Here is an 11,808-nt window from a genome sequence, read left to right as displayed (position 1 = left end):
TAACTCAGCACATAAAAAGTGACGCGATTCTATAGGGCGCATTTGTTTTGTAAAGTGCTTTTACAACGCAACCTTATAACTACACAGCAAACCCTTGAATGACCGCCGTCAAGCCACTAACAAAACACAGAGTAAGCGCGCCAAAACGAATTTTCTCCTTCGGTAAAGACTGTGTCGTTTTTATCGCCAGCCAATACCCGAACGCTGCACTTGGCAACAACGGAAGAGTGATAAGCAAATGGTGCAGATTGAAAAAACCTGCCGGTATTTGAATCACCAAGGAGATGATAGAGCTGAATACAAAAAACGCCGAAAGGTTACCACGTAACTGATTGGCTTCTTGATGCTGAAGAAGCAGCGCCATCGGAGGCCCGCCTATCGCAGAGCTCGTACCGAACAATCCTGAAAAAAAGCCCGCAACCGTCATCCGTCCGGGTGTCGGCTCAATACGAAACGGCAGCACACTTACCGTAACTGCGAACAATACAAGAAAACCGATCCATAACGTCAACGCTTCTGTAGAAACAAAAAACAGCAGTACCCCACCCGCAATTGAGCCTGGAACCCGGCCTATCAATGCCATTTTCAAACCGCCAATCTCGACACTGCTTCGATGTTTCATCGCATTCATTAAAGAGATAAACAGCGCCACCAAACAGATCGGAGCTGGGACGTACTCAGGCGCCCAAAGTATCAGTAAAGGAGCAGCAACGATCGCTAGCCCAAAGCCAATTGCCGTTTGTACATAAGACCCAAGAAATATCAGCCCCATCGCGAGCAATTGTGTCGAATCGAATTCCATCAATATGATTCTTATCGTTAGTGTAGAAGTAAGAAAATTATATAGGTAGGACGCATCATTTATGGCCCCGCGTAGGATTGACCAATGCGGTGAAAAACACAATCAAAATATGCCAAGAATTAAGCTTCTCGGGTTCATTCTCTGCTACTTTTAAATTTACACAAAACTGAAACCATGCATTAACAATCTTTACACTATCTCAATGAGATATGATGCAGTATAAATCCATGTATGTATCGCAAGGTATCATTCCTCGCCCTTTTGTAAGCTAGATCAATCTGTCGAACCAAAAATCGCAACGATGACAGACTAATATAGCAACCACCGTGTAGGAAATATATGAACAGAAAATCAGGTTTCACCTTAATAGAGCTTGTTGTGGTTATTGTCATACTCGGCATTTTGGCTATCGTGGCTGCACCACGTTTTCTAAATATTCAAGATGATGTTCGTGAAGCGCGTTTGGAAGGAATGAAGGGAGCAATTGAGTCTGGCTTAGCAATGGGGTATGGGAAAATGGCAATTGCTAGGTTAGAAGATAGAAGTTATGTAGCAAATTTTAAGACGGATTACCCTGAAGCTGACCTACCATTTGATGGTTGTCAGATCGACGGCCCAAAAAAGTGTGTTTTTCTGTATGGCTATCCAGATTCAGATAGCGAATCAATGAAACTTGTTGTGCAAGGACTGAATGAAAATGGTTCAGATTGGAAAACAATCTACCACCCTGAGGGTTCTACAACCCGAGAAATGGTCATCGCCGCTGCGGACGAAACAAGAGCAAGTCTAACGCAATGCGGTATCCTTTATGGACCACCTCAAAACGCGAATGAGAGTTACACGTTAGAAATCCTTCCTTGCCCAGAATAAACAAGAAGGCTGCCGATCGGCAGCCTTCTTCAATGCTATGAAATCTATTACGCAAATTTAAACACGTACTTATCCATCATGTTCACCATACGGCCAATCTCCGGCTTGGTGATGGTATCATTCGCGCCAAGCGACAGTGCTTTTTCTCGGTTGTCTTCACTCATCAGTGAGGAGAACATCACAATCGGTGTCTGTTTGTATGCTTCTGTATCGCGGAGTCTTTTCACTAGGTGCATACCATCCATACGCGGCATTTCCACATCCGTTACGACCGCATCAAGCAACTCATGAACAGGCAAGTTTTCGTCTTTCGCCACTTCAATCAGATTCATTAGTTTCTCGTAAGCTTCACCACCATCTTTACAGGTGATCACGTTATAACCTGCCGAAGCCAGAGTATCCTGAATCAAAGAGCGAATGAAAGCAGAGTCATCCACGACCATTATCGTCTTCGCATTACGCTTTCCAACCATACGTTGGTTCAAATCAACCGACTTATCGCCTGTGACGTCGTATTTTTCCATACTCAGTTCAGGGTTAATGTCAGCAATAATTTTTTCAAAGTCGAGAATCATGATCAAATTGCCATCTTTACGAACCACGGCAACCACACAGTCTTGCTCACCTGCCTCTAGGAATTGGCTTGGTGATTCAACATCATTCCACGAGATACGGTGAATACGCGAAATACTGTCAATTAAGAAACCATTAGTCATCTTATTAAAGTCAGTAACGATAACAAATTTCCGCTCTAAATCGCGGCGTGTCGGCACACCTAACCAACCCGCAAGATCCACTAACGGCGTCAGTACTTCACGAGAAGAAAAAACACCAACCATATGAGGCTGTGCATTCGGATAATCAGTGGTTTCTGGTACACGAATCACTTCGCGCACTTTCGCGACGTTAATCCCGTAATAACATGTTTTAGTGCTGCCATCTGGCAAGTGTTTTTCTAGGTGAAACTCAATGATTTCAAGCTCATTGGTGCCACTTTCAGTCAAAATACTGCTGGTTACGTTACTCATAAACCCAATTATCCAAAATACGCATCAAGATTTAACTCAATGCAATGCCACAGAGAATCACTTCACAGGCAAAAAATCCAAGAGTCCTTTTGTAGTCACTGAGACATAATTTGTAAATAATCAAAAGGATACTAACCACACATTTCTATATCAAATGCTGAAACTCAGTCTAACATTTGAACAAAATATGCTCGAACACTCAGCGTGTAAGCTAGCTCAGTACTTTTAACGGCAACAAAGGCAAATAGTTTAGCCGCAATTAGTGTTTTTTTATTATGGTTTCATTATCGACACGGTTACGCTTACCATAGACCCCTTCTTCACCTCTTATACCACAACTGATCACCATGGTAATCTGGTCACTATCACGCAATCCTAATAACGTTTTAACGCGTTTTGAGTCAAAACCTTCCATTGGACACGTGTCATAACCTTTATCACGCATGGCATACATGAAAGTCATGGCTGCCAAAGAGACGCTTTTATGTAAACAGACTCGAACATCCGTTTTACTAACTTCTCTCACCATGGGTTTGGCTCGGCCCAACCACCAACTGTAGATCTTACGCACCACGCCACGTAAACCCAACCTGTCGTTGTTATAAACCATTGGGATCAATTTTTCGTAGTATTTAAGAGCGCGCTTAGCCGCAGCGTCGTTACGGCCAGTGAAAGCCTGACGTACAATCTCTGCGTTGCGCTGGGCTCGCTCTTCCCAGTTATGAGTCGTCACAACAAATACAACCAGTTCATTTGCTGTTGTTGCGGCATTCTGTCCCATACAGTACTTCGCAAGTTTGGTTCGCTTTTCAGGTGAAATAACACGATGAAATTCCCACATCTGCATGTTACTGCTGTTTGGGCTCAACGTTGCAAGCTCAAGCGCAGCGGCAACGTCGTCGTGATTAAACTCAGCATTCGCATCGTACTTTCTTACTGAACGACGAGTATGAACAATGGACTCAAAAGAAGAAAAACTCATGATAGGCCTAATACAATAAAAAAGGTGATCTTCACTTATTGGCCACCTCCCTGCAAGAAATTCCCACCTTAGAACAAGCAAAGCGTGAGTAACTCGTCGATACCAAGGGCTAAATATGCTCACTAACTTAATTCCACTATGGAAAAGTCACGCCTATAAACCATACTTTGACCAAGGGTATGCCCCTTTCTGGGTATTCATTACTTTGGGCAGGACGCCACATATGGTCAAGACAATCTTTCATCAAGAGCTCGCCGACAATGCGAACTTCCACATTGATTCGCCAGTGCTCCCTCCCCCTTCGCCAAAAGGGTTGATAGAAGGGGGGTTGAACATGGGTTATGAATCATTAGATAGCCACCTTGGGCACTCAATACAAAACAAATTGGCGCTTCGCTGGATCAGCAAAGATGATCGTATCATTGATTTCAGTTACCTCGAACTGTGCCAACAAACCAATTGCTTTTCAGACGTGCTTACGCAATTGGGTTTACCTCGCGGAAGCCGAGTGTTCACTCTCGCGGGTCGCCGGCCAGAGCTTTACATCGCCGCACTCGGTACGCTCAAAGCCGGTTGTATTTTTACGCCGCTCTTTTCTGCTTTTGGCCCAGAGCCTATCCGTTCTCGTATGGAAATTGGTAGCGCAAATCTGATCGTCACCACCCGCAGTTTATACCGAAAAAAACTCAAAAGTTGGTGGCGTGACCTACCCCATCTCAAAGCAGTATTACTCATTGATGGAAATCCTGACGATGAGCCCGGTTGCTACGATTACCAAACATTGATGGCAAGTGCTAGCGTTGAGAAACACTGTGAATCCACCCAAGCGGAAGAGATGGCACTGCTGCATTTCACCAGCGGCACTACAGGCAAACCTAAAGGCGTCATTCATGTTCATGAAGCGGTAAAACATCACATTTCCTCAGCGTATTACGCATTAGATCTTAAACCTAATGACATCTATTGGTGTACAGCCGATCCGGGATGGGTAACTGGCACAACTTACGGCATTATCGCCCCATTGTGCCTTGGTGTGACAATGATCGTTGATGAAGCCGAATTTGATGCACAGCGCTGGTATCAGATCTTACAAGACCAGCACGTAACGGTATGGTACACCGCCCCAACCGCTATCCGCATGCTAATGAAGGTTGGTGATAAATTGCCCAAGCAATTCGATCTTTCTCGCTTACGCTTTATGGCAAGTGTCGGTGAGCCATTGAATCCTGAAGCGGTCGAATGGGGAGAAAACGTTTTTGGCATGCCGTTTCATGACAATTGGTGGCAAACCGAAACTGGCGGCATCATGATCGCGAACCTTCCAAGTCAACCAATCAAACCCGGTTCAATGGGCAAACCGCTCCCCGGCATTGAGGCGGCAATCATTAACTCAAGCAGCAGTGGAGAGTTCCAAATCGAAACACAGCCGATGCAGGTGGGTGAACTGGCACTAAAAACGGGATGGCCTTCGATGTTTCGAGGCTACCTCAATCAAGAAGAAAAATATCAATCTTGCTTTACCGGACAATGGTATCTCAGCGGTGATTTAGCCATGCAAGATGAAGATGGTTATGTGTGGTTCGTCGGCCGCAAAGATGACCTGATCAAATCCTCCGGTCATTTGATCGGTCCTTTCGAAGTAGAAAGCGTGTTGATGGAGCACCCTTGTGTGGCTGAGGCTGGCGTCATCGGAGTACCTGACCCAGTAGCCGGACAAATCGTCAAAGCGTTTGTTGCTCTCAAACCCGATATCACTGCAGATGAAGCACTACAACAGTCATTGCTTGGTTTGGCAAGAAAACGACTTGGCGCAGCCGTCGCACCAAAAGAAATCGAATTTCGTCGCAACTTACCCAAAACCCGCAGTGGAAAAATCATGCGCCGGTTATTAAAAGCCCGCGAGCTTGGTCTTCCCGAAGGAGATATTTCGACCTTGGAGAGCGATGAACAATGAATAAGAGACTGCATATCAATCGTCAGCATTTGCTCGAACAGCTTGAGAAAATGCTTCGTATTCGCCGCTTTGAAGAAAAATGTGCCGAGCTCTACGCGCAAGAGAAAATTCGCGGCTTTCTTCATCTTTACATCGGTGAAGAAGCCATCGCCGTCGGCGTTATGTCTGCTCTGACTCAAAACGATCAAATTGTCGCAACCTATCGCGAGCATGGTCATGCGCTCGCACGAGGCATGGATATGGGGAGCATATTGGCAGAGATGTATGGCCGAAGTAACGGTTGCAGTCGTGGTCGTGGTGGCTCAATGCATTTATTTGATAAGAATCTGCACTTCTACGGTGGGAATGCCATTGTGGGAGGCGGACTACCGTTGGCGACAGGGCTCGCAATGGCCAATAAAAAAATGCAACGGGATGCTATCGCGGTTTGCTTTTTTGGTGAGGGTGCCGTTGCCGAAGGTGAATTCCATGAAAGCCTTAATTTAGCTGCGCTGTGGCAACTTCCTGTACTATTTATCTGTGAAAATAACCGCTATGCGATGGGCACTGCACTCGCCTTATCAGAGTCGGAAACCAACATCGCTCAGAAAGCCAGTGGTTATGGTATAGAGGCTTGTCAGGTCGATGGCATGAATGTGGTTGATGTAGAAGCGGCCGCCTCTACCGCCGTTGATTTTATCCGTCAGCAACAGCGCCCATATTTCATCGAATGCCAGACCTACCGCTTTCGTGGCCATTCCAGTTTTGATAACCAGTTGTATCGAGATAAAAGTGAAATTTTACTTTGGGAAGAAAAAGGCCCAGTCAAACAATTGATCCAATGGTTACAAGAAAACAGTCACTTCCAGAACCAAGAGCTCTCAGATATTGAAGCGAAAATTGCTCAAGAGATCAGCGATGCTATCGCCTTCGCCGAAGACGGAGAGTTGGAACCAATAGCGCAGCTTACTCGTTTTGTACATAGCCCGCTAAGCCAACCGCCACCGACACCCATACCGTCGAGCCAAACACCGACTACGCTCACCTATCGAGAGGCCTTGCGCGAAGGCATGAAAGATGCGCTAATGCATGATTCACGCACCTTCCTTATGGGGGAAGATGTCGGGCGTTATGGCGGTTGCTACGCGGTCAGCAAAGGCTTACTTGAGCAATTTGGCTCTGAACGGATCATTGATACGCCCCTTTGCGAATCGGGCTTTGTTGGTGTAGGGATTGGCGCGGCTCTTGGAGGAATGCGCCCTATCGTCGAAGTTATGACGGTCAATTTTAGTCTACTCGCGATGGATCAAATTATTAATACCGCCGCCACCTTATTACATATGTCCGGTGGTCAGTTCAATGTTCCTATTGTGATTCGTATGGCTTGTGGCGCGGGCAAGCAACTGGCGGCCCAGCACTCACACAGTTGGGAAAACTTCTACGCTCATGTTCCGGGGCTAAAGGTACTCAGCCCAGCCACACAGAATGATGCTCGCTACATGCTCAGTCAGGCCATGATTGACCCGGATCCGGTGTTAATTTTCGAGCATGTCATGCTGCTAAATGAAGAAGGGATGGTCAGTGACAAACCCGATGCACCGATGAACCAAGCGCTTGTTCGCCGAGCCGGTAACGATGTCACTCTTATTACCTATGGGGGTAGCTTAGGTAAAACGTTACAGGCCGCGAAACAGCTTGAGGCAGAAGGCATTGATGCCGAAGTGGTGGATCTTCGCACACTGAGACCTCTCGATACCGACACCATAATTGCCAGCGTAAATAAAACTCACCGAGCGGTCATCATTGATGAAGGTTGGTTTACCGGGAGCCATGCCGGAGAAATCAGCGCAATCATTATGGAAAAAGCGTTTTGGCAACTTGATGCTCCCGTCGAGCGAGTGTGTACCGAAGAAGTGCCGATTCCTTATCCTCACCATCTAGAACAAGCCGCAATTCCACAAAGCGACAACATCATCGCCGCGGCCAAGGCTACCTTGATAGCGCCGGACTGGCAAACCGATGGAGGGAAATCCGACAATGGATAACCATGCCCCTAGCCCTTCTTTGATTGACATCACCATGCCTGCATTAGGTGCCGATATGCGGGACGGCACTCTGCTTGAATGGCTCATCAAGCCCGGTGACAATGTAGAAAAGGGCGATATTATTGCGGTCATCGAAACCAGCAAAGGCGCGATTGATATGGAGACCTACCACAATGGTACGATCTCTGAATTATTGGTAGAGCCAGAAATCAAGCTGCCCGTCGGTAGTGTCATGGCACGTATGGAAAGCGACAGTCCCACAAGTGAAGCATTAAACGAAAACGCACTGAGAACACCCACTCAAGAAGACAAGGTATCCGATTCCTCATTTACCTATGAAGAGCCAGCACATGAGGCGCTGCCAATACAAGAGCGCGTATCGAACACTACCAACAACACTCTAAATTCTCCAGAAATAGAACCCGATGAGACACCATTCCCCCCTTACATTCCCCCGAGAAAACTTCGCGCGACTCACAGCAATTTAGATAGTCTAGTTCCCACAACGAACGAACAAGAGCGAAGTAGACCTGAACCTCAACCTCACCAAAAGCAAAAGCAAAGAGTGTTCGCTTCCCCCATTGTTCGAAAAACGGCTTTTCGCTTAGGGATCGCTCTCTCTTCCTTAACGGGAAGTGGACCAAAAGGCGCTATTGTGCTTCGAGACCTACTCTCTCATTTAGACTCAAGTGAAGTAAAACCTCTGCGTAAATCCGAAACGAAAAACGCAGCGTCAGCCGCTTCAACCATGCGCCAAGCGATCAGCGACGCAATGACACGTTCGAAACAAGAGATCCCTCACTATTACCTTGCGCAGGAAATCAACCTCACTCACGCACAGAAATGGCTCACGCAACAGAATCAACAACGCGAACCTGAACAACGTTTATTGCTCCCTGCCTTATTGCTCACCGCGATAGCGCGTCAACTGGTCCGTTTTCCTCAACTCAACGGTTTTTATCATGACGGGTGCTTTACTCCCTCCACCAATATCAACATCGCAAACACCATCAGCCTTCGTGAAGGTGGTCTTGTCACTCCAGCCATTCTTAAAGCCGATCAACTCAGCATCCAGCAAGTCATGGATTTACTACGGGATATCACTGAGCGCGGTAGGCATGGACGATTACGCAGTTCCGAAATCAGCCAAGGCAGCATTACCGTCACCAGTATTGGTGAGCGCGGTGCCGATATGCTAACTGGTGTGATTTACCCACCTCAAGTCGCAATCATCGGTTTAGGCCGGCTAAGAAAAGCCCCAATTATAAACAACGATAAACTTGAAATTGGTGAAGTGATGACCGTTACTCTTGCAGCGGATCATCGTGTAAGTGATGGGATCAGTGGAGCTCGTTTTCTGCACGCACTCGCCAAACAACTCCAACATCCAGAGGCATTATGAATAACGACACTATCACAGCCAGCATTGCACAAGCGCTTTCCCGCATCGCGCCAGAAATAGAAATTGATGACATCGACATTAATGAAGATCTGCGTGAGGAGTGTGATCTCGACTCCATGGACTTTCTAAATCTGCTTACTTCAATTAAGCAAAGCACGGGGGTGAGCATCCCGGAAAGCGATTACGCCAAGGTACGCAGTTACAACCAATTACAGCAATATTTGCAGATGCATATTCAGTAAAACAGAACTCACTCTTAAATACCCATCCTAAATTAGTCAGCCAAGATAAGGAGATTCGCCATGCAAGCAGACACCACACAACCGTTGATTTATCACTATTGCCAGCTCCGTGCTAGTGATGTTGCTCTTGTTGGTGGCAAGAATGCGAGCCTAGGTGAAATGTTCAATCAGCTCGGTCAGTCAGGTATCCGTGTGCCAGACGGGTTTGCCACTAGCGCACAACTCTACCGTGACTTTCTTCATCAAAATGAACTCGATTTACCAATAGCGACCCTCTTAAATGCAATGGATAACGGAGAGTTAAGCCTTGCTGATGCAGGACAAGAAATCCGCACCCTAATTTTCCAAGGTAGCTTTACCCAAGCACAAGAACAACGCATTCTCGAGGCTTACCATCTGTTAAGTGAGCACATCGGTGTACCCTTGGCTTCCGTAGCGGTACGCAGTTCGGCCACCGCCGAGGACTTACCTGAGGCCAGTTTCGCAGGCCAACAAGAAAGCTACCTCAACATTTGTGGTGATGAGGCCGTACTCACCGCCTGCAAACAGTGTTTTGCTTCACTGTATACTGATCGTGCAATTGTTTATCGCCAGGAGCAAGGGTTTGAACATCAGCAAGTCGCGTTGTCCGTGGGTATACAGCAAATGGTCGAATCGCAATGCGCCGGTGTTATGTTCAGCCTTGATACGGAAAGCGGCTTCCCAGATGTGGTGTTGATTAATGGCAGTTGGGGGTTGGGCGAAACGATAGTCAAAGGCTCCGTCACGCCAGATCGATTCATGGTCTTCAAACCTCTACTCAAACAGGAAAACAAACGACCGATTATTGAAAAACAGCTCGGTAATAAACGAGAAAAAATGGTGTTCAGTGAACCAGGAAACACCGAACAACCCACGATGACTCTACCGACCGATGAAGTGGAACGTAACCAGTTAGTGCTCAATGATGATGAGGTTTTAAAGCTTAGCCATTGGGCGATGATTATCGAACAACATTATGGCTGCGCCATGGATATGGAGTGGGCCAAAGACAGCCATAGCCAACAATTGTTTATGCTTCAAGCTCGGCCAGAAACCGTGGAAACCCATAAAAACCGAGCCGTGATCGTCAATTATCAACTGGAGAAAACCACCGCACCTATTCTTCTTGAAGGAGCCAGTGTGGGCGGCGCTGTTGCCGTAGGAGAAACGTATACCATCATGTCACCAGACGATATTGACGCCTTCCCTGAGGGCGCGATTCTTGTGACCGAGCGAACCGACCCTGATTGGGTTCCTCTTATGCGAAAAGCGGCGGGGATCATTACCGACTCTGGGGGACCAACAAGCCATGCCGCCATTGTCAGCCGTGAGCTTAAAGTTCCGGCGATCGTGGGGACGGAACACGCGACACAAAAGCTCACCACAGGGCAGACCGTAACATTAAGCTGTGCCAAGGGGGCCACTGGTCAAGTTTATGACGGTGTCGTCAACTACCATACTCAACAAATTGACCTGACTTCTTTACCGTCGACCCAAACTCAAATCATGATTAACGCAGCAATGCCGGATGGCATTTTTCATTGGTGGCAACTGCCCACGGCTGGGATCGGGTTAACTCGCATTGAGTTCATAATCTCAAGCCAAATTGGATTGCACCCTATGGCGCTGCTTTATCCAGAGCAGGTTACCGACCCAGAAGTGAATAACGACATTAAACAACGATGCCAAGGGTTTACCACTCTGGCGGATTATTTCACTGACAACCTCTCGCTCGGAGTCAGTAAAATTGCCGCCAGCCAATATCCAAAACCTGTCATCGTCCGCATGTCCGATTTCAAATCAAACGAATATCGAGGTCTGTTAGGTGGCCAATATTTTGAGCTTAATGAAGAAAACCCAATGCTCGGGCTAAGAGGGGCATCACGCTATTACCACCCTCGCTATCGTGAAGCATTCCAACTTGAATGTAAGGCAATCAAGAAAGCCAGAGAAGAAATGGGCTTTGATAATATCATCGTCATGATCCCATTTTGTCGAACCGTCAGTGAAGCGGATAAAGTCCTGGATGTTATGGCGCAAGCCGGACTCAAACGAGGAGAAAACGGGCTTGAAGTCTACGTCATGTGTGAGATCCCTTCCAATGTCATTCTCGCCGACCGTTTTTCCGAAAGGTTTGACGGTTTTTCAATTGGGAGTAACGATTTAACTCAGTTAGTGTTAGGCATTGACCGTGACTCTGCGGAGCTAAAACCGATGTTTGATGCCCGAGACGATGCAGTTAAAAGTCTCATTGAACAGGTCATTCAGGTCGCTCACCGCAAAGGCAGAAAGGTCGGAATTTGTGGCCAAGCACCATCGGATCATCCTGAATTTGCTGAGTTTCTCGTTTCATGTGGTATCGACTCAATCTCACTCAATCCGGACTCATTTGCCAAAGGGTGTGAGGTGATTGCGAAAGCAGAAGGATCGCTAACAAATGATACCAAGCCATAACCTCCCACTGAGTGGTTCTTGAGTTAACT

At 46.9% G+C, this 11,808-nt stretch carries 9 protein-coding genes; 6 read left to right on the top strand and 3 right to left on the bottom strand.

Going from position 1 to position 11,808, the window contains the following annotated elements:
• Positions 1-79: 79 nt before the first annotated feature.
• Positions 80-802 carry a sulfite exporter TauE/SafE family protein gene (locus tag ACVA54_RS00520; protein WP_099077839.1) on the bottom strand — a complete coding sequence of 241 codons (723 nt, stop codon included), beginning with the start codon at positions 800-802 and terminating at the stop codon, positions 80-82.
• 339 nt (positions 803-1,141) lie between these two features.
• On the opposite strand from ACVA54_RS00520, the gene ACVA54_RS00515 reads away from it, so the two are divergent.
• Positions 1,142-1,672, top strand: coding sequence for a type II secretion system protein (locus ACVA54_RS00515; protein WP_099077840.1), 531 nt, complete (start codon positions 1,142-1,144; stop codon positions 1,670-1,672).
• Positions 1,673-1,719: 47 nt separating this feature from the next.
• On the opposite strand, the gene ACVA54_RS00510 is transcribed toward ACVA54_RS00515, so the two are convergent.
• The gene (locus tag ACVA54_RS00510; RefSeq protein WP_099077841.1) at positions 1,720-2,700 is read right to left on the bottom strand and encodes a chemotaxis protein; all 981 of its coding nucleotides are present in this window, start codon (positions 2,698-2,700) and stop codon (positions 1,720-1,722) included.
• Positions 2,701-2,959: 259 nt separating this feature from the next.
• Positions 2,960-3,682, bottom strand: a complete 723-nt coding sequence (locus ACVA54_RS00505) for a nitroreductase family protein (RefSeq protein WP_099077842.1) — start codon at positions 3,680-3,682, stop codon at positions 2,960-2,962.
• Positions 3,683-3,905: 223 nt separating this feature from the next.
• On the opposite strand from ACVA54_RS00505, the gene acsA reads away from it, so the two are divergent.
• The 5 genes from acsA to ppsA are packed head-to-tail and all read left to right on the top strand — an operon-like array spanning position 3,906 to position 11,779.
• Positions 3,906-5,636 carry an acetate--CoA ligase gene (acsA, locus tag ACVA54_RS00500; RefSeq protein WP_446608439.1) on the top strand — a complete coding sequence of 577 codons (1,731 nt, stop codon included), beginning with the start codon at positions 3,906-3,908 and terminating at the stop codon, positions 5,634-5,636.
• Entirely contained in the window at positions 5,633-7,660 is a 2,028-nt protein-coding gene (gene pdhA, locus ACVA54_RS00495; RefSeq protein ID WP_446596337.1) for a pyruvate dehydrogenase (acetyl-transferring) E1 component subunit alpha, read from the top strand. The genes acsA and pdhA overlap by 4 nt, the downstream gene beginning before the upstream one ends.
• Complete coding sequence (locus ACVA54_RS00490; RefSeq protein ID WP_446649307.1) at positions 7,653-9,062, top strand: dihydrolipoamide acetyltransferase family protein; 1,410 nt, start codon at positions 7,653-7,655, stop codon at positions 9,060-9,062. The genes pdhA and ACVA54_RS00490 overlap by 8 nt, the downstream gene beginning before the upstream one ends.
• Entirely contained in the window at positions 9,059-9,304 is a 246-nt protein-coding gene (locus ACVA54_RS00485; protein ID WP_099077846.1) for an acyl carrier protein, read from the top strand. Before ACVA54_RS00490 ends, ACVA54_RS00485 begins: the two co-directional genes overlap by 4 nt.
• Before the next feature lie 60 nt (positions 9,305-9,364).
• Entirely contained in the window at positions 9,365-11,779 is a 2,415-nt protein-coding gene (ppsA, locus tag ACVA54_RS00480) for a phosphoenolpyruvate synthase (protein WP_446649306.1), read from the top strand.
• The last annotated feature ends 29 nt before the right edge of the window (positions 11,780-11,808 follow it).

The organism is Vibrio sp. PNB23_22_6 (assembly GCF_052877535.1).
This window is presented reverse-complemented; position numbering and strand designations above follow the sequence as displayed.

Bases quoted from the DNA above. Each gene is read 5' to 3' on its own strand.
- ACVA54_RS00520 (WP_099077839.1), bottom strand. From the start codon at position 802: ATGGAATTCGATTCGACACAATTGCTCGCGATGGGGCTGATATTTCTT.
- ACVA54_RS00515 (WP_099077840.1), top strand. From the start codon at position 1,142: ATGAACAGAAAATCAGGTTTCACCTTAATAGAGCTTGTTGTGGTTATT.
- ACVA54_RS00510 (WP_099077841.1), bottom strand. From the start codon at position 2,700: ATGAGTAACGTAACCAGCAGTATTTTGACTGAAAGTGGCACCAATGAG.
- ACVA54_RS00505 (WP_099077842.1), bottom strand. From the start codon at position 3,682: ATGAGTTTTTCTTCTTTTGAGTCCATTGTTCATACTCGTCGTTCAGTA.
- acsA (WP_446608439.1), top strand. From the start codon at position 3,906: ATGGTCAAGACAATCTTTCATCAAGAGCTCGCCGACAATGCGAACTTC.
- pdhA (WP_446596337.1), top strand. From the start codon at position 5,633: ATGAATAAGAGACTGCATATCAATCGTCAGCATTTGCTCGAACAGCTT.
- ACVA54_RS00490 (WP_446649307.1), top strand. From the start codon at position 7,653: ATGGATAACCATGCCCCTAGCCCTTCTTTGATTGACATCACCATGCCT.
- ACVA54_RS00485 (WP_099077846.1), top strand. From the start codon at position 9,059: ATGAATAACGACACTATCACAGCCAGCATTGCACAAGCGCTTTCCCGC.
- ppsA (WP_446649306.1), top strand. From the start codon at position 9,365: ATGCAAGCAGACACCACACAACCGTTGATTTATCACTATTGCCAGCTC.